Source organism: Frankia sp. R43 (assembly GCF_001306465.1).
GTDB lineage: Bacteria > Actinomycetota > Actinomycetes > Frankiales > Frankiaceae > Parafrankia > Parafrankia irregularis.
On the sequence record NZ_LFCW01000001.1, the window covers coordinates 115,724 to 136,898 of the forward strand.

The 21,175-nt window shown below is 73.2% G+C and carries 19 protein-coding genes; 11 read left to right on the forward strand and 8 right to left on the reverse strand.

Features of this window, described 5'->3' with window-relative positions:
* Positions 1-344: 344 nt before the first annotated feature.
* Entirely contained in the window at positions 345-818 is a 474-nt protein-coding gene (locus tag ACG83_RS00475) for a MarR family winged helix-turn-helix transcriptional regulator (RefSeq protein ID WP_054565306.1), read from the reverse strand.
* Between the two features lie 198 nt (positions 819-1,016).
* On the opposite strand from ACG83_RS00475, the gene ACG83_RS00480 reads away from it, so the two are divergent.
* Together ACG83_RS00480 and ACG83_RS00485 are read left to right on the forward strand one after the other, a co-directional pair.
* Positions 1,017-1,790: a pirin-like bicupin family protein gene (locus tag ACG83_RS00480; protein ID WP_054564192.1), complete on the forward strand. Its 774-nt coding sequence runs from the start codon at positions 1,017-1,019 to the stop codon at positions 1,788-1,790.
* 274 nt (positions 1,791-2,064) lie between these two features.
* Positions 2,065-3,093, forward strand: coding sequence for a hypothetical protein (locus ACG83_RS00485; protein WP_054564193.1), 1,029 nt, complete (start codon positions 2,065-2,067; stop codon positions 3,091-3,093).
* A gap of 146 nt (positions 3,094-3,239) precedes the next feature.
* Here the strand turns inward: ACG83_RS00485 and ACG83_RS00490 are convergent, their stop codons facing one another.
* The 4 genes from ACG83_RS00490 to ACG83_RS00505 all read right to left on the reverse strand — a co-directional run bounded on the left by ACG83_RS00490 (position 3,240) and on the right by ACG83_RS00505 (position 8,421).
* On the reverse strand, positions 3,240-3,524 hold the full coding sequence (locus tag ACG83_RS00490) for a GNAT family N-acetyltransferase (RefSeq protein WP_054564194.1): 285 nt from the start codon (positions 3,522-3,524) through the stop codon (positions 3,240-3,242).
* A 46-nt stretch (positions 3,525-3,570) separates the two neighbouring features.
* Positions 3,571-4,656: a hypothetical protein gene (locus ACG83_RS00495; protein WP_054564195.1), complete on the reverse strand. Its 1,086-nt coding sequence runs from the start codon at positions 4,654-4,656 to the stop codon at positions 3,571-3,573.
* A 204-nt stretch (positions 4,657-4,860) separates the two neighbouring features.
* Positions 4,861-6,399, reverse strand: coding sequence for an AAA family ATPase (locus tag ACG83_RS00500; protein WP_054564196.1), 1,539 nt, complete (start codon positions 6,397-6,399; stop codon positions 4,861-4,863).
* Between the two features lie 276 nt (positions 6,400-6,675).
* Entirely contained in the window at positions 6,676-8,421 is a 1,746-nt protein-coding gene (locus tag ACG83_RS00505; RefSeq protein WP_369812859.1) for a GAF domain-containing protein, read from the reverse strand.
* 506 nt (positions 8,422-8,927) lie between these two features.
* On the opposite strand from ACG83_RS00505, the gene ACG83_RS00510 reads away from it, so the two are divergent.
* Both ACG83_RS00510 and ACG83_RS46405 read left to right on the forward strand, forming a co-directional pair.
* The gene (locus ACG83_RS00510) at positions 8,928-9,461 is read left to right on the forward strand and encodes a hypothetical protein (protein WP_054564198.1); all 534 of its coding nucleotides are present in this window, start codon (positions 8,928-8,930) and stop codon (positions 9,459-9,461) included.
* A gap of 293 nt (positions 9,462-9,754) precedes the next feature.
* Positions 9,755-9,928: a hypothetical protein gene (locus ACG83_RS46405; protein ID WP_235497473.1), complete on the forward strand. Its 174-nt coding sequence runs from the start codon at positions 9,755-9,757 to the stop codon at positions 9,926-9,928.
* A 19-nt stretch (positions 9,929-9,947) separates the two neighbouring features.
* Here ACG83_RS46405 and ACG83_RS00520 read toward each other — a convergent pair whose 3' ends face one another.
* The gene (locus tag ACG83_RS00520; RefSeq protein ID WP_063792959.1) at positions 9,948-11,030 is read right to left on the reverse strand and encodes a WYL domain-containing protein; all 1,083 of its coding nucleotides are present in this window, start codon (positions 11,028-11,030) and stop codon (positions 9,948-9,950) included.
* A gap of 61 nt (positions 11,031-11,091) precedes the next feature.
* Here ACG83_RS00520 and ACG83_RS00525 point away from each other — a divergent pair, with 61 nt between their 5' ends.
* The 5 genes from ACG83_RS00525 (at position 11,092) to ACG83_RS00545 (ending at position 15,736) form a co-directional block, all read left to right on the forward strand.
* The gene (locus tag ACG83_RS00525; RefSeq protein ID WP_054564199.1) at positions 11,092-11,592 is read left to right on the forward strand and encodes a pyridoxamine 5'-phosphate oxidase family protein; all 501 of its coding nucleotides are present in this window, start codon (positions 11,092-11,094) and stop codon (positions 11,590-11,592) included.
* 214 nt (positions 11,593-11,806) lie between these two features.
* Positions 11,807-13,000 (forward strand): acetyl-CoA C-acyltransferase, encoded by a 1,194-nt coding sequence (locus tag ACG83_RS00530; protein ID WP_054564200.1) that lies wholly within the window; start codon positions 11,807-11,809, stop codon positions 12,998-13,000.
* 98 nt (positions 13,001-13,098) lie between these two features.
* The gene (locus ACG83_RS00535; protein WP_054564201.1) at positions 13,099-14,211 is read left to right on the forward strand and encodes a CaiB/BaiF CoA-transferase family protein; all 1,113 of its coding nucleotides are present in this window, start codon (positions 13,099-13,101) and stop codon (positions 14,209-14,211) included.
* Between the two features lie 118 nt (positions 14,212-14,329).
* Positions 14,330-15,073: a sulfite exporter TauE/SafE family protein gene (locus ACG83_RS00540; protein ID WP_369812860.1), complete on the forward strand. Its 744-nt coding sequence runs from the start codon at positions 14,330-14,332 to the stop codon at positions 15,071-15,073.
* Between the two features lie 450 nt (positions 15,074-15,523).
* The gene (locus ACG83_RS00545; RefSeq protein ID WP_006539468.1) at positions 15,524-15,736 is read left to right on the forward strand and encodes a hypothetical protein; all 213 of its coding nucleotides are present in this window, start codon (positions 15,524-15,526) and stop codon (positions 15,734-15,736) included.
* Between the two features lie 193 nt (positions 15,737-15,929).
* On the opposite strand, the gene ACG83_RS00550 is transcribed toward ACG83_RS00545, so the two are convergent.
* Positions 15,930-16,640, reverse strand: a complete 711-nt coding sequence (locus ACG83_RS00550) for a DUF4232 domain-containing protein (protein WP_054564202.1) — start codon at positions 16,638-16,640, stop codon at positions 15,930-15,932.
* A gap of 651 nt (positions 16,641-17,291) precedes the next feature.
* Between ACG83_RS00550 and ACG83_RS00555 the strand changes: the two genes are divergently transcribed.
* Positions 17,292-18,587, forward strand: coding sequence for a hemolysin family protein (locus ACG83_RS00555; RefSeq protein ID WP_054564203.1), 1,296 nt, complete (start codon positions 17,292-17,294; stop codon positions 18,585-18,587).
* Complete coding sequence (locus ACG83_RS00560; protein WP_054564204.1) at positions 18,584-19,630, forward strand: hemolysin family protein; 1,047 nt, start codon at positions 18,584-18,586, stop codon at positions 19,628-19,630. The genes ACG83_RS00555 and ACG83_RS00560 overlap by 4 nt, the downstream gene beginning before the upstream one ends.
* Positions 19,631-19,783: 153 nt before the next feature.
* Here ACG83_RS00560 and ACG83_RS00565 read toward each other — a convergent pair whose 3' ends face one another.
* Complete coding sequence (locus ACG83_RS00565; RefSeq protein WP_054564205.1) at positions 19,784-21,031, reverse strand: ABC transporter substrate-binding protein; 1,248 nt, start codon at positions 21,029-21,031, stop codon at positions 19,784-19,786.
* Between the last annotated feature and the right edge of the window lie 144 nt (positions 21,032-21,175).

Genomic DNA, 21,175 nt, shown 5'->3' on the forward strand with positions numbered 1-21,175 from the left:
CGAAACGGACGCATAAGTGAGATCGGACATCAACGACGCGACTCGTCGATTAGCACGTTTTGACGAGTCGCAAGAGTGAACGATTTTGGTCGTTCCAACGACCAAAATCCTTCTTTCTTGCGACTCGCCAGGCGATCCTGCGCCCCCTTTACCCTGCTTCGAGGTGAATTGACGGTTACTGCGTGGGCGGTGCGGGATCCTCGGCGAGTGGCCGTGGGGTGGGGTGGGGTTCGCATTCCGTCAGCACCGCTCCGCCAGGCCCGTGCTGGTGGCCCGGGCAGCAGCCACGCCCGACCGCCACAGCCCGGCCGCAGGCCGCGGGAACCTCATAGCGGACGGCGACGTCAGGACAGCGGTGGCCGGTTCCCCGCCGCAGTGGCGAGCCGGGCCAGCACCGCGGCGGAGATGGCGTCCAGCGCGCCGACCTGGGCCTCGGTCAGGGCGTCGAACACATGCTCCCGGACGAACGTGACATGCGCGGGCGCGGCGCGCTCGATCACGGCCCGGCCCTGCGGGGTCAGGACGACCAGCGCGCCGCGGCCATCCTCGGCGCATTCCTCCCGGACCACCAGGCCACGGCGCTGCATCCGCGCGACATGGTGGGACAGCCGGCTCTGCTCCCACGACAGCGCGTGGGCGAGACGGCTCACCCGCAGCCGCCCCTGCGGCGCCTCGGTGAGGTGCACGAGGACGTCGTAGTCGGCCAGGGAGATGCCGGCGTCGGCGGTGAGCTCGCGATTCATCCGGGCGGCGAGCTCACCGGCCATGAGCAGGTAGCGACGCCAGGCCCGCTGCTCGTGTTCGGCAAGCCAGCGCACCTCGCCCGCGGCGCCCGCCGGACCCGCAACGCCCGCCGGACCCGCAGCGCCCGCCGGACCCGCAGCGCCCGCAGCGCCGGTCGCACTCGCGGCGCCGGTCGCCGCGGCGCCGGTCACGGGCTGGAATACCTCGTCCGCACCTCTAGTTGACACGTCATGTAGCTTAATGACACGTCATGAAGATGGAAAGGGGTCACCATGGCCAGCGCGACACTGAGCCCCCAGGTCGACATCCGCCGCGCGGACGACCGCGCGAAGACGAAGATCGCCTGGCTCGACTCGAAGCACTCCTTCTCGTTCGGCCAGCACTACGACCCGGCCAACACCCACCACGGGCTGCTGCTCGTCAGCAACGACGACACCGTGCGGGCGGGGACGGGTTTCGAGACCCATCCGCACACGGACATGGAGATCGTCACCTGGGTGCTGCAGGGGTCGCTCGTCCACCAGGACTCGACGGGCAACAAGGGCGTGATCTACCCGGGTCTCGCCCAGCGGATGAGTGCCGGCCGGGGCATCCTGCACTCGGAGAAGAACGACGCCTGGCGGCTGACAAGTGACACCGAGCCCCACGACGACCCGGTCCACTTCATCCAGATGTGGGTCGTTCCGGACGAGCGCGGCATCGACCCCGGCTACGAGCAGCTGGAGATCGACAACGAGCTGCTCCGGGGCGGCCTCGTGACCGTCGCCTCCGGAATGGACCGACACGACGGCGCGTCGGCGATCCGCATCAAGAACCGGTACGCGGCACTGCACGTCGCTCGGCTCACCCCGGGGCAGAGCGTGGAGCTGCCCGACGCCCCCTACCTGCACCTCTTCGTCGCACGCGGCGAAGTCAACCTGGAAGGGGCCGGTCCGCTGCACGAAGGTGACGCGGTGCGGTTCACCGCCGTCGGTGGCCAGCGGGTGACCGGTGTCGAGCCCGCCGAGGTCCTGGTCTGGGAGATGCACGCCGGTCTGTCCGCCTGACCCACCTGGGCGCCTGGCGGCCCACCAACGGCCGCCAGGCCGCTCGGCCGCTCGGCGCGGGCCTGCTGCTGGCGCCGCGGGCCAGGTGGCCATCCTTCCGGCCCTGATTCGGGTGGGAGGCCGTCGGCGTGGAGCGTTGCCGCGCCGTGGCCTCGGGACGGAGACTGCCGACCCAGTCCCGAGGCTCCGCAGCCACGCGGTGCCGTCCGACCAGCCGCCCCTGACCTTCCGGTGGCCCGCCGACCCCGATCGGCGAGCGCCGAAAGGACTCCTCGTGCGGGCAGCGCTGACCGCGGCGACACTGGCCTCGACGATCATCGCGGTGCTCATCGCGCCGGCCACCGCTGCCACGGCCGCGAGAGGCTCCCCGCCCCCCGCACCGAACGGGACGCTCGTCGTCGCGCTCGGCACCGAGGACCTGATCGGCCCCATCGAGGTCCACGTCGACCTGGACCCGGAGCCGGGCCAGAGCCAGCCAGACCTCTTCGGCTCCGCGGAACCGGACGACGACCAGGCCGCCGAACCCGCTGAACGGCCCGGACCGGCCGCCGGGCACCGCCACACCGCGCACCCCGGGAACACGCCGGCGGGCAAGCCCAGCCAGGCGGCCGGTGGCCCCGCGGGTCGCGGCGATGGAAACGGCCCGGCAGCAACCCGGGGCGGCAGCGCGCCGGCCACCGCGACCGGAGCAGCAGCCGCGGGCGGCGCGGGCCCTCCGGCCGGCGCAGTCCAACCGGCTGGCGCAGTCCAACCGGCCGGCGCAGCTCAGCCAGCCGGCGGGGCGGCACGTGGCGTGCCTGGCTCCGGCACCGCACGATCCGAGACCACGGACGCGGGCCTGCCACCGGCCTCACCACCGGTGGCGACACCGCCCGAAGCCCCGGACGACCCCGTCGGCGACCGCTCCGGGCCCTCCGGATCACGTCAGGGCAACGTGGTCAGCTGGCCCGGTCCGCGTCCGAGCGTCGTACCGGCACCCGCTTCGGCGAGGCCGGGGCAGCTGACCGCGGCCGGCGCCCACGATCGCGGATCACCCACGAGCGGCGGGGCGGCGCGGTCCACGGCCGAGCGGGCCCTTCTCGCCGGAACGGCCACCCTCGGGGTGGTGCTCGCCGCCGCGGGACTGGCCGCCGCCCCACTCGCCCGCAGGCTGAGCCGACGAACACCCCGCCGACGTTCCCGGCGCGCCCCGCACACCCTATCCCCCGCCGCACGCAGGCCCGGGCACCTTCACCGGTCGCCCCCCGACGAGGTCCCTCCGGACCCGTTTCCCACCCTCGACGACATTCCCGCCCAGCGCTAGAGCCCAGCACTCCGCCAACCCGTCCAGCAGAATCCGGAGCTCGGGCTGTGGCTGCTGCCGGGCAGGAGTCGAGCTCCTGATGTGAGTTGCTGGCGCCGCACGACGGTGCGACCAGGACCGAAGGCGGCTCGGCTCGGTCTGGGATGTCAGCTCCGGACGAGGTCGGCGTATTCGGGGTGGCGGTCGATGAACGCCCGGATGAACGGGCACTGCGGAACGACCGCGAGCCCCTCGGCGCGTACCGCGTCCAGCGCCGCGGCGGCGAGGGCCGACCCCACACCGGTGCCCTTGAAGGCCGGGTCCACCACGGTGTGCACGAACGTCACCGCCGACTTCGTCCGGGTGTAGGTGGCGAAGCCGGCGACCTCACCGGTCTCGGTCCGGGCTTCGAAGCGGCTGGCTGAGGCGTTGTCGACAACGGTGACGTCCATAACGCCATCCTGGCCGGTGGCGGCACCCAGGGCTATCGGACCCCGTTCAACCGATCTGGAGGATCTCGTCGACCCCGCGGCGGGGCGTGCCGGCAAGCGGCGGCAGGGCCGGGTCGGGCCGGCCCAGGCGCAGCATCATCTGGGCGTGCCCGGTGGCTCCGATCACCGCGCCCAGCTGCGCGCGGCTGGCGGTGAGGTCGATCACCTGGCCCAGCGGCGAGGCGGCCAGCCCCCGGGCGGTCGCGGTCAGCATCACCCGCCCCGTCGCACCGCCGGCGATCAGCCAGTCGACGGGGCGGTCGCTGTCGGTGCCGACCACGAGGACGGTCGGGCGCTCCACCGGCCCCTCCCCCGGTGCCGCCGACGCGGTACCGCCGCCCGCCAGGCCGCCGCCTGCCACGCCCGTAGCGCCCGAAGCGTCGTTCCCGCCGTCGACGCCGAAATCCCGCAGTACGAACTCCGACTGGCGCTCCCCGGCCACGTCCGGCACCGCGCTGGACGGAATCCCATCCGCCGCCACCGACGGCTCATGGCGCCACTGGCGCAGCTCGGCGGCGTACGCGGGGTCGTGGGCCTCGTGCCAGTCGGCGCGGGACAACAGCACGGAGGTCTCGATCCGCGAGTCCGTGTCGTCGACGAACCAGGCCCAGGCGGATTCGGCCTCGGCGGCGTGACGCAGCGCCGACAGATCGTCCGAGGTCAGCCGCCCGCGGTCGCCCGCCAGGAACGGCCGGCGGTCCGTGTGGCGCGTGGCCATGGCCGCGACGAGGTCGGCCTCGGCCGGGCTGGCCGGCCGGCGCCCGCTCACCGTGAGGGTGGCGAGCGGCTGGTCCGCCGCGGGCACACCCGTCTCGTCGTCGGCGAACGGGCCGAGCACCGCGTCGACCAGCAGACCGCGTGAGCGGGCCGCGAGGCGGGCGAAGGCCAGCGAGGCACCGCAGCTGATCAGCAGCTGACGCCCCTCGGGGTCGGCGACCTGCAACAGCCTGGCGGGGTCGGCGAACAGGTGCAGCCCCGCCGCGTCCAGCCGCCAGCGCCAGGGCTGGGTGTTGTGAATGGACGGCGCGAGCTCGGCCAGCTCGACGATCGCGCGGGCGTCACTCTCCGTCAGCCGCATGGCGGTACCGACCATGGCCTCTCCCGTCCGTCGACGACCCGGTCCATCGTCGTGCGTCGCCGACATCATGCGTACAGGACCCCCCGGTCACCCGAAGGCCCCATTGTCGCTTCTCGCCGACTCACCGGGCCGCTCCAACTCGCCCTACCCAGCCTTCCAGTGTTCGCCCTACCCAGACTCGCGAACGTTGGACCTACCCGGGCCGACTCCGTCACCCGCTCAGGCGACGCAGCGCTCGGCGGCCTGGAACGCCTCGCCTTCGGGCACCGTCGTCTGGATCACCCTGGCCGTCGGCCACGGCTCGGCCCAGGCGCTCATCGCCCTGTGCAGGGTGGACATGGCACCGGCGGTGGTCGTGGGCCTGCCGGACCCCGCCGTGCCGGACGCCCCGGACGGCCCCGAGGCCCCAGACGGCCCGGAGGCCGGCTGCCGGGCCGCGTCACGCCGTGCCAGCCGGGCGGCCGCAACCTCGGGCGAGGTCACGCAGCGCAGCTCGATCAGCTCCGCTCCGGTCTCCCGCGCGAGCCGCGCGGCCGCGGCGCGGTGGCGCCCGTCCGACCACGAGGCGTCGATGATCACCGTCTCCCCGCCGGACAGGAAGACCCGGGCCCGCGCCAGCAGCTCCGTATACGTCCGCGCGGTGATCTCCGATGCCAGTGGCCACACGTAGGAGTTGTCCGCGCCCACATCCTCGGCGGAGAACCGCGCCCGCACCTCGTCGGAGCGGATCAGCACCCGGCCGCCGTCGCCGGCGGCGAGTCGGCCGGCCAGGGTCGTCTTCCCGGTGCCGGGCAGGCCGCCGACGAGCACGAGCCGTACCCGCGCGCGGCGCAGATGCCGGTAGGCGATGTCGGCGAGACGGCGAGCCTGCTCCCCCGCGGCGGCCGCGACCGTGGCCGCCTCGACCAGCGCACGGTAGGCGATGTGCAGGTGCTCCAGCGAGCGCGGATGCGCCGTCCCGGCGAACTCCTGGTAGGCGCGCAGGAGAAGGTCGGCGTCCTCCGATGACCCGAGGCGCTCCAGCTCCACCGCGAGCAGCGCGACGTCCCCGAGGACGTCGTCGTGCCGCCCGTCGGCCTCCGCCCGGGCGAGGATGCGCGGCCCGTCGTCCAGGCAGTAGATGTCGTCGGCCCGCAGGCTTCCGTGCCCGTCGCGGACCCACCCGCCCGTGACCCGCCCGGCCAGCATCGCGCCGCGGCCGGCGAGGTACGCCCGGGCCAGCCGGCCGATCTCGTCCACCAGCTCGGCCTCGAGCACCGTCCCCCGGAACGCGTCGGCGGCGGTGATCGCCTCCTGCCACCGTGCCTCGGACCGCCCGGGATCGTCGACGCCGCTCCCGGGCGAGGCCTCGCAGCGCGCGTGGAACCCGGCGACGGCCCGCGCGACGGCGCGGACCTCCTCGTCGATGTGGCCACCCCGCCGGAGCAGGGACGCGAGCTGGCGACCGGCCGGCAGCCGGCGCAGGACGACAGCGTGATCCTGGACGACGCCGCCGTCGTCGACGACGTCCGCCACGCCGAGGTAGACATCCGGTGCCAGCGGCCGGTTACGCGCCACCTCGGCGCGGCACGCCGCGAGCCGGGTCAGCAGACCACGGAAGGCGGGCTCGCCCGGGTCCAGCGGCCGGCGCCGTTTGAGGACGCGGTCGGCGGTCAGGCAGAGCACCGCGTCGGCCGTCTCGACCACCCGGCCGCCGGCGCCCGGCCGTGACCACAGCGCCGCGGGAACGGGCCTCGCGGCCATCTGCTCGACCGGCATGGCACCTCTCTCCGCACCGTTGCGTCCGGCATCCATCGTTACGGCCGACCGGGCGGCGCAGCGCCCGCGAGCGGCCCCGGAAACCGGGCCTTTCGTACCTGAGAGAGCTGCCTTCAGTCCCCTGAAACTCCTGCGGAGGACTACCACGCGCACCCGGCGCTGCCGGCCGGCCGGTCAGACCGGGCAAGCGGTCAGACCGGGCAAGCGGTCAGACCGGGCCGGACCGCGGGCAGACGGGGCGGACCGCGGGCAGACGGGGCAGCGCAGCGGAACCGGTCAGCGCAGCGGAACCGCCCAGCGCAGCCGGGTGCCCCCGGACGGGCCGGCGGCGATGTCGAACGTTCCGCCCAGCTCCTCCGCGCGGCTGCGGAGGTTGTCCAGGCCGCTGCGCCGGCTGGTGTCCCCCAGGCCGACCCCGTCGTCGGTGACCTCGGCGCGCAGCCAGCCCTGCCCGACCGTCACCGACAGCTCAGCCCGGCTCGCGCGCGCGTGCCGGGCCACGTTGGACAGGCTCTCGCGCGCGACGGCCAGCAGGTGGTCGACGGTCTTGCCCGACAGCACGGAGTCGAGTGGCCCGTCGACGCGCAGCCGGGGGCTGAACCCGAGGGCCTCGCCGATCTCCTCCACGATCTCGACCAGCCGGGCGCGCACGCCCGCCCCACCGCTGGACCGCCTCCCCCGCAGCTCGAACACCGTCGAACGGATCTCGCGGATGGTCGCGTCGAGGTCGTCGACGTAGGTGCTGAGCCGGCCCGCCGCCGGCGCGCGGTCCTCGGCCGCGGCCATGCCCTGCAGGCCGAGCGCGACCGCGTACAGCCGCTGCATGACATGGTCGTGCAGGTCGCGGGCGATGCGGTCGCGGTCCTCCAGGACGAGCAGCCGGTCCCGGTTGGCACGGGAGGTGGCCAGGCCGAGAGCCACCTGGACGTGCCCGGCGAACGTCGCCGCCATGTCGAGGTCGGTGTCGGCGAACGGCCGGCCACCGGTCTCCCGCGCCAGGACCACCGCGCCCAGCCGCGTCTGCGTGCCCACCAGCGGGATGACCATGATCGGCCCGATGCCGACCGTGCCGAGCCCGGAGCTGCCCGGCTCCAGGGTGGCGTCGTCGACGAGCACGGGCCGGCCGTCGGCGACCGACCTGCCGGCCAGCGTCGCCTCGGTCGGAACGACCTGGCCGACCAGGCTGTCCGCGGCCAGGCCGTCGGCGGCCTCGATCAGCAGCTCCCCGGTGACCTCGTCCGCCAGCAGCACGCAGGCCAGGTCGGCGTCGGCGACCTCCCGGGCGCGCCCGACGATCAGCGCCAGCGGCTCGGCGCCGTCCGCCAGCAGGTGGCGCATGATGTCGGCGGACGCCTGCAGCCACTGCTGGCGCCGCTGCGCCGCACCGAACAGCCGCGCGTTCTCGATCGCGACACCGGCGCTGGCGGCCAGGGCGAGGACCAGCTCCTCGTCCTGCGCGGTGAACCGCCGCCCGCCGCGCTTCTCGGTGAGGTAGAGGTTGCCGAAGACCTCGCTGCGGACCTTGATCGGCACGCCGAGGAAGGTCCGCATCGGCGGATGCCCCGGCGGGAACCCGACCGCGTGGTCGTGCGCGGCGATGTCGTCGAGGCGGACGGGCCGGGGGTCGGCGGTCAGCAGGCCGAGCACGCCCTCCCCGCGCGGCAGGTGGCCGATCCGGCGAACCAGGTCGGCGTCCATTCCGACGTGGATGAACTGCTCCATCCGCCCGTCCCGGGCGATCACTCCGAGGGCTCCGTAGCGGGCGTCGACAAGCTCGCAGGCCGCCTCGGCGATCCGGCGGAGCACGACCTCCAGGCTCAGGTCGGCGGCGACCGCGCGATGGGCCCGCAGCAGGCTACGCAGCCGGCCCTGGGTGGTCATCACCTCGTGGGCCCGCTCGACCAGCTGGGCCATCAGCTCGTCCAGCTCAAGGCGGCCTGTCCGGGTGGGCGGAGCCTCGCCGAACGAGTCCGGGACCGGGAGCGGAGCCGGGGCGTCCAGGAGCTTCTCACTGTCGATCATCTCCCCGGCCTCCCGCCCGTCCAGCAGCTCCCGGAGGCGTCGAATCCCCAGCAGCCGCGGTGTCTCCAGCAACCCGCCGTCGGTGTCGTCCAACCCGCCGTCGGTGTCGTCGCCAGGGCTGTTATCACCACAGGCGCCCTCGAGCCACGGGTCCATGGTCTACAGACGCTATCGAACATCAGGGAAGCACAGCTTCGATCATCGGCCCAGCCATCGCGCTGGGTGACCATCGTGGCCCCGCCATGACCTGGCCGGACGGCACGGACCGCCGGAGACGCTGGTCATCACCACCGGCCACAGCTACCGAGACGGGTGCCACAAGGACCCATCCGGTCGGGCCTTCCGGCACCCCCGGGCACCATCCGGGCCGCGCGGCTCTTCCGGCCATCCGGCCAATCCGCGCAACGGCCCTTGCACGTGCACGTGCAACCCCGGATGATCGGTGCCTGGGCTGGCGCGCCCCGACAGTGTCCGACCTCCGGTGGAGCCAGCCTTTGGAGCCAGCCTTGTACCCCACGCGGTCGCTGTGCCATCCCGTCGACCTGCGGCTGATGGTGGTCGTCGCCGGCACCGTCTTCCTGATCATGTCAGGCGCCTCGGAAGGCTCACCCACGCCGGAGTGGCGGCTGCCCGCGGCCTCGCTGCGGCTCGGCGAGCCGGCCCGGGAGACGGCGCTGCGGCTGGCGGCCGACGCGGCCGCACCGCTGGCCGACGAGGCGGCGCTCACCCTGGCGCACACGGCGCACCACCGGATCGGAGGCGAGGAGCGGATGACCCTCTACTTCCTGCTGGACTGCACCGCGAAGGTGGCGACGGCGACAGCCGTGACAGCGGCGACGACGGCGCGGGAGCCGGCAGGGCGGCCGGGGCAGGCGTGCTGGCGGCCGCTCATCGACCTCCCCGCGGGGCTGGACAGGTTGGATGATGCCGTCCTTGTCGCCTGGCAACATGGCGAGGCCTATTCCGAGCCGGGCTGGCACCCCGTCCGGCCGCCGTCGCCCAGCAGCCTTTCACCGCTTGAGGAGCTCCGTGCCCACTGAACCGGCGGGAAGCGGATTCGCACCTCCGGCACCCCCGTATGGTGGACCGGCCCGGCAAATCGTTACGGTCGATGCCGCATCTGCGGTCCGCACCAGGGGCGGGCGTAATGAATCGACCTGACGGTGCCTGACCATCCAAGGCGCGGATTCGTCCGGCGAACAACGAGGGGGGGCGGCTCTTGCGCGGCCGCGACATCGACTATGACCGTCCGACACTCATCGGATGCGGTCGCTGCGATGTGCGTTGGACGGCGCTGACCGCTGCGCACTGCCCAACCTGCCACGAGACCTTTGTGGGAAGCGAAGGGTTTGACGCGCACCGCGACGACGGTCACTGCGTGCCGCCCGTCGACGCCGGGCTGTGCGCGGACGGCGGCTACTGGCGCCGCGACGACGAACGGGCCCCGGGGCGGCTGCTGACCCTCCCGCGCCAGATCACCACCGACCCGGTCGTCCGTCCCGCCTGACCGCTCCCATCCGGCGGGCTCAGGCGTTGATCGCCGCGATGCGCCGGGCGGAGCCCGCGAGCGCGGCCCGCAGGGATGGCGGGGCGACGACCCGAACGTGCGGGCCCAGCGCCCACAGCTGCGACTCGGCGACTTCCGGGCCCTCGAACCACACGTCCAGCTCGCGCCAGCCGTCGGCGTCGGGCGCGCCGGCCGTGTCCAGGGCCCGCCGTGCGACGAGCGGGTCCAGCACCCCGGCGAGGATCCGCTCTCCGAGCGCGGTGAGCGCCAGGCGCGCCGGCCAGCTGTGCAGGGACCGGACGAAGTCCTCCTTCGAGGCGGCCCACCAGCGGTCCAGCTGGAAGTCCGCGGGCCGGGTGAAGCTCGCCCGCGGCCCCGGCACCGGTTCCGCCGCGACGATCCTGGCGACGCGGTAGCTGCGGATGTCACCGTCCTGGCTGTCACCGTCCTGGCCCGCGGCCAGGTACCAGACCCCCGCTTTCAGGACCAGCCCCAGCGGCTCGATCCGGCGCTGAACCAGCCGGTCCGCCCTGCCCGGCCGCGCCGCTCCGTCCGTTCCCTCCGTTCCATCCGTTCCATCCGCTCCATCCGGTCTGTCCCGCCTGTCCTGCCTGTCCGGCCGGCCGTACCGGATGTCGAGGCGGTGCCCGGCCCAGACCGCCGCCGCGACGGCGGCCAGGCACGGCACCGGCTCCGCGTCCGTGAACCAGCCCGGCGCGTCCAGGTGGAACCGTTCGCCGGCCTGCCCGGCCCGGACGCGCAGCTGCGGGGGCAGGGTCGCCAGCACCTTGCCCCGCGCGGCGGCGGCGACGGCGTCCAGCCCGAGGCCGGCGAGCGCGTCGCCGCCGGCCCCCGCCAGCAGCAGCGCGGACGCCTCGTCGCCGGTCAGCCCGTCCAGCCGGGTCCGCCACCCCTCGACCAGGCGGATCCCGCCGCGCGGCCCCGGCTCGGACCACACCGGCACGCCCGCCTGGGCGAGCGCGGCGACATCACGCCGCACGGTGCGGACGGACACCTCGAACCGGGCGGCGAGATCGGCGGCGGTGGCCCCGCCGTGGGCCTGGAGATGCAGCAGGAGGGCCATCAGGCGGCTGGAACGCACCCGGCGAAGGTAGCTCCGATCCCTGACAGCAGATGTCACTGTTCGAGGTGAGGCTAGGGCCATGACTGTGAGCTGGAACGAGTTCGAGACGGCGGAGCCGGACTTCGGGCGGGCCGTCCGCGAGCGGTTCGCCGCCTACCGCCACCACGTGCTGGCGACCGTGCGCGCGGACGGATCACCTCGGGTGAGCGGCATCGAGACGAGCTTTCTGCTGGGTGAGCTGTGGCTCGGCGGCATGCCGGGTGCGCGCAAGTCGGCCGACCTGATCCGGGAGCCCCGGTTCGCGCTGCACGCGAACCCGGGCCCGGGCTCCGACATGGCCGACGGTGATGCCCGGGTCGCCGGCCGGGCCGTGCCGGTCACCGACCCGGGCACACTGCGGAGCTTCGCCGACGAGGTGAAGCCGCCGACGCCGTTCGACCTGTTCCGGGTGGAGGTCACCGAAGTCGTCCGGATCTCGGTCGCCGGCGACGAGCTGATAGTCGAGAGCTGGCATCCCGACGGCCGTGGCCTGCGCGTTCTGCGCCGTGGTAACGACGACGCGCCGGCCCGGGAGGAATAGCCCACACCGCGCGTCCGGGCACCGCTGGTCCGTAACGGCATTTCTTGACCCTGAGAACGGCGTACTCATACGTTCGATTAGCAGGTGTGGCGCTCGCGCCGAACCACCGCGACGAGCGACCGCGACGAGCGGAAATGTTCCGTACGTTCCGTACTGGCTTCCGGCTGGCCCGTTCCGGGCTTCCGGCTGGCTTGCTTCCGGGTTGGGGAGTGCCGTGGAAAACGCAGTGATCGTCGACGTCGTGCGCACCGCTTCGGGACGAGGCAAGCCCGGCGGAGCGCTGTCCGAGATCCACCCCGTCGAGCTTCTCGCGGCGACCTTGAAGGCGCTGGTCACCAGGAACGACATCGACCCCGCGATCGTCGACGACGTGATCGCCGGCTGCGTCAGCCAGGCCGGGGAGCAGACGGCGAACATCGCCCGCAACGCGGTGCTCTCCGCCGGCTACCCCGAGTCTGTGCCGGGGACCACCGTCGACCGGCAGTGCGGCTCGAGCCAGCAGGCCATGCACTTCGCCGCGCAGGGCGTCATCGCCGGTGCCTACGACGTCGTCGTGGCCTGCGGCGTCGAGTCGATGAGCCGGGTCCCGATGCGCTTCGCCTCGGTGGGACGGGATCCGTCCGGGCCGGGCATGCGCGCGCGCTACCCCGAGGGCCTCGCCAACCAGGGCGTGGGCGCCGAGCTGATCGCGGCGAAGTGGAAGCTGACCCGCGAGGAGCTCGACGAGTTCTCCGCCCGGTCGCATCAGCGAGCGGCGGCGACCGCCGCGGCCGGTGGCTTCGACAACGAGATCATCCCGTTCGAGGCGGTCGCCCCGGACGGCAGCACGTTCACCCACACCGTCGACCAGACCGTCCGCCCGTCGACCACGGCCGAGGGGCTCGCCGGGCTCAAGCCGTCGTTCTACACCGAGCAGTACGCCGAGCGCTTCCCGCAGATCGGCTGGCACATCACCCCGGGCAACTCCTCGCCGCTCAGCGACGGCGCGTCCGCCGCACTGATCATGAGCGAGTCGAAGGCGTCCGCGCTGGGCCTGCGGCCGCGGGCCCGCTTCCACTCGTTCGCGCTGGCCGGTGACGACCCGCTCTACATGCTGACCGCGCCGCTGCCGGCGACGCAGAAGATCCTCAGGCGTTCCGGCCTGAGCCTCGACGACATCGACGCCTACGAGGTCAACGAGGCGTTCGCGTCCGTCCCGCTGTTCTGGGCGAAGGAGCTCGGCGCCGACCCGGCGAAGCTCAACCCGCGCGGTGGCGCGATCGCGCTGGGCCACCCGCTCGGCGGTTCCGGGGTCAAGCTGATGGCGACCATGCTCAACTACCTGGAGGCCACCGGCGGGCGCTACGGTCTGCAGACGATGTGTGAGGGCGGCGGCATGGCCAACGCGACGATCATCGAACGCCTGTAGGTTCGTTTTCCGGGTCGTTCGGGACCGTTCGGGACCGTTCGGGTTTGGCGTCGAGTTTGGCGTTGGTCCAGTTACTCCAGGTTGTTCGGGGAGGCAGTGTGTCCGGTCCGCTGAGCGGGCTGCGGGTCGTGGAGCTCGCGGGAATCGGCCCCGGGCCGCACGCCGCGATGATCCTCGCCGACCTCGGCGCGGACGTCGTCCGCGTGCAGCGGCCGAACCTGGGCGACGGCCCCGACGACTGGCTGCTGCGCGGCCGCCGCCTGCTGCGGGTAGACCTGCGCAGCCCCGAGGGCCTCGCGCAGACGATGGAGCTGATCGCCCGGGCCGACGTGCTGATCGAGGGCTACCGGCCCGGAGTGGCCGAGCGGCTCGGCCTCGGCCCGGAGCAGTGCCTGGCCCGCAACCCCCGGCTGGTCTACGCCCGGATGACCGGCTGGGGCCAGACCGGTCCGCTCGCGCACCGGGCCGGCCACGACATCAACTACATCTCGCTGACCGGTGCCCTGCACGCCATGGGCAGCGACGCCGACGAACGCCCGGCACCGCCGCTGAACCTGGTCGGCGACTACGGCGGCGGCTCGATGTTCCTGCTGGTGGGGATCCTCTCCGCGCTGCTGGAACGCGGCCGTTCGGGCCAGGGCCAGGTCGTCGACGCGGCGATCGTGGACGGAACCAGCGTCCTGCTGCAGATGATGTGGGCCTGGCGCGCCATGGGCGACTGGCACGGCTACGGCGACTGGTCCGACGAGCGGGCGTCCAACCTGCTCGACGGCAGCCGGCCCTTCTACGACACCTACACCTGCTCCGACGGTGGCCACGTCGCCGTCGGGCCGCTGGAGCCGCAGTTCTACGCCGAGCTGCTCAAGGGCCTCGACCTGGACGCGGCACAGCTGCCGGACCAGAACGACCCGGCCGGGTGGCCGGTGCTGCGCGAGGCGTTCACCACCGCCTTCGCCGCCCGCACCCGCGACGAGTGGGCGGCGCGGTTCGACGGGACGGACGCCTGTGTCACGCCGGTCCTGAGCCTGGCCGAGGTGTCGGCGGATCCGCACATGTCCGCCCGCGGCGCCGTGGTCGAGGTCGACGGTGTCCCCCAGGCCGCGCCCGCGCCCCGCTTCTCCCGCAGCCCCACGCCCGTACCCCCCCGCGCGGTCTACAGCGAGCCGGACGCCGTCCTGGCCGAATGGGCGAGCGCACCGCCGGCCGGGTGACCCGCATCGGACTCACCCGCGTCCGACTCACCCGCACCCGGATCACCCGTTCCCGAACCACCCGCATCCGACTCGCCCGCGTCGAGGTGAGAGCCGGCTGAGCGCGGCGGACGTCGCGCTGCTCGTCGGCGCCGGGATCCTCGCGGGCATCACGAGCACGGTCGCGGGGTTGGCGTCCCTCGTCTCCTACCCGGCGTTGCTCGCCGTGGGCCTGGAGCCACGGACCGCGAACATGACGAACACCGCGGCCCTGCTGTTCGTGGCGCTCGGCGCCGCGCTCGGCTCGCGTACCGAACTCGCCGGCCAGGGCGGGCGGGTCGCCCGCTTCGGCGCCGCCACCCTCACCGGCGGGGCCCTCGGCGCGGTGCTGCTGATGACCACCCCGGCCCGCGCCTTCGAGCTGGTCGTGCCCTGGCTGATCGTCGGCGCCGCGGTGCTCCTGGTGCTCTCGCCTCGCCTTCGGCCGGCGACCGGTGACACCGCCGCCGGCCCTCTCGACCCCCGCGGCCCCGGCCTGCTGGCCGCCGTGTTCGCAGTCTCGATCTACACCGGATATTTCGGCGCGGGTGCCGGCGTCGCCCTGCTGGCGATCATGGCTGTGATGATCCCGGAGCCACTGGCCCGCGTGAACGCGGTGAAGAACGTCGCGTCGGGCTTCTCCAACGCGGTCGCCGCGGTCCTGTTCGCCGTCGTGGGATCGGTCGCCTGGACGGCCGCCGCCCCGCTGGCCGCCGGGCTGCTCGCCGGCGGCGCCATCGGCCCCCGCATCGTCCGTGCGCTGCCCGCCGAGCTGCTGCGCTGGATCATCGCTGCCGCGGCGGTCGGCCTGGCCGTGTCCCTGGGTCTCGACGCCTACCGCTGAGACCCGTGCCCAACGCAACTCAGCCCGGCCCGCGGCCCAGCCGCGCTGTTCTCCTCGCCGCCGGGCACGGATCCCACCGGCAATTCACCTCAAGTGGGACAAAAGTGGCATAGCGCCGCCTGGTAACGCGCAAGAAAGAAGGATTTTGGTCGTCGGCACGACCAAAATCCTTCACCCTTGCGACTCACCAATCCGGGCTACCGGGCACTGGGAGGTCCGGCCGCGTTCGAGGAGCGCGGCCCTCCCCACCCGCCAAATGGCGATCTTGATCGGCGCCGACCCGCGACTCACCGGCGACCAGGATCCTCGGGTCCCGCTCCGGTCCCGCCCGGTAGCGAGCCAGTCACAGCGGCAGCCCGAAAACAGTGGCACGCCCGGGAGGTTATCCGGCATACATCCGGGTATTTGCCGGCTCAGCGGATATTCCCCCTTTTACGGAAGGAGCGCCCGATGGCAACCCGGGTGCGCACTCGGACCTACGGCAGCGTCAGCCTCGGATTTCTTCTTTACCTGGCCATCGGACTCATCGTCACCATCAGCCAGGACTACTGGAACGTCACCGACTGGGACGGTGCCACCCTGCGCCACTTCTTCACCGCCGTGGTGGCGACACTGGCCTGGCCGCTGGCCATCTTCTATTCCATCGGCCTGACCCCGCGGTAGATGTCCACGTAGAGGTCGACATGCGCGACCCGGGCCGCTCGCCGGCACACCGCCGGCCGGCAGTGCGGCTGCGCGGCCGGTTGCGCGGCCGTCCAGCCGTGGTGCCGTCCCATGGTGCCGTCTCCCGCCGCCGCGCACGGCGGGAGACGGCACCGGCCAGCGCCGCCGGCAGCTCTCAGCCGCCCGACGCCCCTCAGCCGCCCGACGCCGAGAAGAACGTCGTCACCCGCAGCTCGGTCAACACCGTGGCCGCACAGCCCGCGCCGGCCACCGAGCCAGGCCCGGCAGCTGCAGGCCCAGCCGCAGGACCGGCAACAGACCCAGCCACCGGCCCAGGCCCGGCAACACCGTCCGCGAGTGGCCCAGGCCCGGCAACGCCGTCCGCGACGAGCCCAGCGTCCGACGGGAGCAGCCCCGCAAAGCCGTCCACCGGCAGCGGACCTGTTCCGCCGGGAGGGATGAGGCGCAGCCCAGCCGGGCTGGCCGGTGCATCGGGGCAGCTCGGGAACAACCCGGCGGCGGTCATGGTGAGACCGGCCTGCGCCCGTCCGCCGGCCGCCAGCGGCACCGACGGCCCGACCGGCCCCTGGGCATCGGCCGCCGGGCCGAGCCCGTCGCCGGCCTCGTCGACCTGGAAAACCAGCGGGTAGCCGCGCAGCTCACAGGCCCGCCGCCCGATGTTGACCACGCTCAGCGCCGCGTGCGTCTGACCCGCGCCATGCTGGATGTCCGTCACTTCGGCGCGAAGCTCACCCGAGTCGCAGGAAATACCGCCGCCCGAGATACCGACGCCCAGCCCGGAACCGGCCACGGCAATTCCGGCGAAACCCGCCGACGCGAAACCGACCACCGCGAGCGTGGCGGCGGCCATCCCGGTCGTAGTCAGGACGTGGAATCCCACCACGCGCCTTTCCGGCGGCATTTCCGGCCGACGCGAGACGGACGATTCGAGGATGCGCGGAGAAAACGGAGAAAGACGCATGACGCCCTCCCGGATCCCCCGATCTGGGCCCGTTCCGAACTCCCGGTAAACGATGTCCCCGGGCACCGATCACCTTCCCCTTTCCCGGGGTCGCCACACCTGCGGTCTGGTCACCGACCGCGACAGTGACGAAGCGCACCATTGCGTGGCCGAGCCCATCTGCGTCGCCGAGCCCAGCAGCGTGGCCGAGCCCATCCGAGGCCTGGCCCATTCGAGCGTGTCCCGTGGGGCGAGCCGGTCTGCGGGTGAGCTGCTCCGCGCGCGCCGTCGGGCGGCGGTCGCGCTTTGGGCTGGTGCTCGGTGCGGATGGTGAGCAATCATGCGGCCGGGGCCCCGCCGGTACCCGCCGAACCACACGGTGGCCCCCTGGACCGACACACATCCCACAGGCCATCGTGAAACGGTCCGCACCTGGCAGGCGTTGAACCAGCTTGACGGGGGTAGACACACCGCTGGGCGACTGTCGGGCCCGACAGCGTCCCACCCGACGGAAGGGATCATGAACAGTACCGACGATGCCGGATGTAGTTCCGGCCGACCCACGCGTAGGGAAGCGCCCGCGGGGGTCGATCGGTGACAGAGGCGCTCCTTCTGCTCCTGAGTATTGTGCTGGTGGTGGCCTGCGGCGTCTTCGTCGCCGCGGAGTTCGCGTTCGTCACCGTTGACCGACCTTCCGTCGAACGTGCCGCCGACTCGGGCGACCGGTCCGCGGCCGGGGTGCTGACCGGGCTGCGACAGCTGTCCACCCAGCTCTCCGGGGCACAGCTCGGTATCACCATCACGAATCTGGCCATCGGCTTCCTCGCCGAGCCGGCCATCGCGGATCTGCTCGAGGGCCCGCTCACGAGCCTCGGGGCTTCCCACGGCGTCGCGCGTGGCGTCTCCGTGGCTCTCGCCCTGGTCCTCGCGACCGCGTTCACCATGCTCTACGGGGAGCTCGTGCCCAAGAACCTGGCGATCGCCAGGCCGCTGGGCACGGCGCGGGCCGTGCAGCGCCCGCAGCGGGTCTTCACCCGGGCTGTCCGTCCCCTGATCCATTCGCTGAACAGCACCGCGAACGCGCTGCTGCGACGGGTCAACATCGAGCCCCAGGAGGAGCTCGCCTCGGCCCGATCGCCGCAGGAGCTGTTCTCCCTGCTCGGGCGATCGGCCGAGCACGGCACCCTGCCCCGGGAGACCGCGACGCTCATGCAGCGCTCGCTGACCTTCGGTGACCGTGTGGCCGAGGACGTCATGACACCCCGCATGCGCATGCAGTCGATCGACGCGGACGCACCGGTCAGCGAGGTGATCAACGCCGTCCGGCGGACCGGCCACGCCCGGTTCCCGGTCATCGGGGACGGCAGTGACGACGTCGTCGGGCTGATCCACGTCAAGCACGCGGTGAGCGTGCCCGAGGAGCTGCGCGCCACGACGACGGTGCGGGAGGCGATGGTCCCCGCCGTGACCGTGCCGTCCTCGATGCCGCTCGACCCGCTGCTGGAGACGCTGCGGTCGGGCGGTCTGCAGATGGCCATCGTCGTCGACGAGTTTGGCGGGACGGACGGTCTGGTCACCGCGGAGGACCTCATCGAGGAGATCGTCGGCGACGTCATCGACGAGCATGACCGCGTCAGCCCCCGGGCCCTGCGCCGCCGGGACGGCACCTGGCTGCTCTCCGGCCTGCTGCGGCCCGAGGAGGCCAGCGAGGTCACCCGCCTGCGGATCCCGGCCGACGAGTCGTACCAGACCCTGGGTGGCCTGATGTCACGCACGCTGGGACGGATCCCCCGCGCCGGCGACACGATCACGCTCGAGGGCATCCGCTACGAGGTGGAACGGATGGACGGTCGGCGGGTCGACCGGATCCGGCTCGGAGCCGGCCGATGAACGACATCATCGCGCTGGCGGTGACGGTCGTGCTCCTGGCCGGCAACGCCTTCTTCGTCGGCGCCGAGTTCGCGCTCATCTCCGCGCGGCGGGACACCATCGAGCCGCGGGCCGCGGCCGGCTCGCGCGCCGCCAAGGTGACGCTCCACGCCATGGAGCATGTGTCACTGATGCTCGCGGGCGCCCAGCTCGGTATCACGGTGTGCACGCTCGGCCTCGGCGCGCTGAGCGAGCCCGCCATCGCGCACCTGCTGGAGGCGCCGTTCGAGGCGGTCGGCCTGCCGACCTCGATGCGGCATCCGGTGGCGTTCGCGATCGCGCTCACCCTGGTGACCTACCTGCATGTGGTCATCGGCGAGATGGTTCCCAAGAACCTCGCGCTGGCCCTGCCGGACCGAGCGGTCCTGCTGCTCACCCCGCCCCTGGTCGCCGTCGTGCGGGCGGTGAAGCCGGTGATCTCGGCTCTCAACCTGGTCGCGAACCTCACCCTGCGGGCGCTGCGGGTGGAGCCGAAGGACGAGGTCACCAACGTCTACACCCGCGACGAGGTGGCCGGGCTCATCGAGGAGTCGCACCGCGAGGGCCTGCTGGCCGAGGACGAGCACGACCTGCTCACCGGCGCGCTGTCCTTCGACGAGCGCACCGCCCGCAGTGTGCTGCTCCGGCCGGAGGCGCTGGTCACCGTCGCACCCACGGTCACGCCGCGGGAGGTCGAGCAGCTCGCCGCCGACACGGGCTTCACCCGTTTCCCGGTCCGTGGCGAGGACGACGACCTCGTCGGCTACCTGCACCTCAAGGACGTCCTGGAGAACCGTGAGGACCGCAGATCCGCGCCGGTCGCGCCGAAGTGGATCCGGCCGCTGGTGCGGGTCGGCGCGGACGAGAGCCTGCGCACGGTCCTGGCGACCATGCAGCGCTCCGGGTCGCATCTGGCCCGGCTCTCCGACGAGACCGGCCGCATCCTCGGGCTGGTGGCGTTGGAGGACATCCTGGAGGAGCTGGTCGGCGAGATCCGCGACGAGGCGGCCCGCCAGCCCGCCTGAGGCCGGCCGCGGGCGGCCTGCGGGTCGTCCGCGTCCGGATGCAGCTGCGGCTGCGGTGTGTTCGGTGAGCCGGAAGCTCTCCGGACACACCCGCCGCGGGCCGGCGCCGGGCCAGCGGCTGTCAGCGGCGGCCGGTGCCGGGCCGGCGGCCGGTCAGCGGAGGGTGTCCCCACACAGTGCCATCGGCATCTGGACCTGGAAGACGTCCGCCGCCTGCCCGACGCGCACGACGCTCACGCAGACGCGCGGGGCGTTCTTCGCGGCGAGATCGACCGGGCCGGGCAGCAGGCCGCCCGCGTCGTAGTCCTTCACCGCGCGCAGCGCCGCGATGTACCCGGCCCGGGTCGGGCATTGCCCGGCCTCCTGCAGGCCGCGCAGGAACAGGTCCGCGGTCAGCCAACCGACCAGGCCGGTGGTCTGCTCCGGCCGCTCGATCTGCGGCGCGTACTGGGCCATCGCGTCGAGGTAACGCTGATGCGCCGGGGTGTGCGCCTCGAACGGCAGGAAGTCGACGAGGTAGAAGCTGCCGGCCAGCCCGGTGCGGCGGCGGTCGAGGACCCCGGGGTCGTAGCCGACCGGCTGCATCGCCACCTTCACCGTCACGCCAGCGGCCCTGGCGGCGGCGACGACGTCCGCGAACGCCTGGACGGGCACGACGCCGGTGATCATGTCGGCACCGGCGGCCCGCACCCGCTCCGCCGCCGCGGCCAGGTCGAAGCCGGTGGACGTCCAGGTGATCGTGTCGACCACCTGGACCGCGTCGGCACGCAGGCTGCGCGCCAGCCGGTCCCCGATCTGCCCGGAGGCGGCGAGGGCGTCCGTACGCAGGATCACCGCCCTGGTCGCCCCGTGGGAGTGCGCGAACACGCCGAAGACCGAGTTGCCGAGGTCACCGCCGAGCATGTTGGAATAGCCGAACACGTTCTCCCCGCCGGCCGTGAGGTCCTGGCCGATCGTGGGGACGCCGCGTTCGGCCAGGTAGTCGGCCGCCTCGCTGGCGATGCCACTGGTACCGACGACGGCGAACGACTGGGAGCGCTCCACGAGCGAACGCGCGGCGAGCAGCGCGCCCGCCGAGGTCGACTCGTCGTCGCGCCAGTCGTACCTGACCTGGCGGCCGTGGACGCCACCGGCGGCGTTCACCTCGCCCAGCCTGGCGTCGACGCCGGCCCGGAACGCGCGGGAGAGCTGGGAGCTGGTTCCGGTGTCCGGGTAGAGCGCGCCGAACCGGACCTCGTCGGCGGTCACGCCGGCCACCGGCGCACAGCTGGCCGCGGACGCCTCGGGCGAGGTGTCGCCGGCTTCCCCGAAGCATCCGCCGATCAGGGTCGCCACCGCCGTCGCCAGTGCCAGGGCACCACCTGCGGCCCGCCACCGGCGGCCAGTCGCTGCGATCCTCAACAGTGTCCCCCGAGGCAAGAAAGGGATAGTTCGTACTTTTCCGACCATCAGGGCAAACTGGCTCGGCAACGGTACAACATCACGGACGCAGAGCCCAGCGATCGGCCGCCCCGCGGCCAGGCGTCCGGCGGCCAGGCGTCCGGC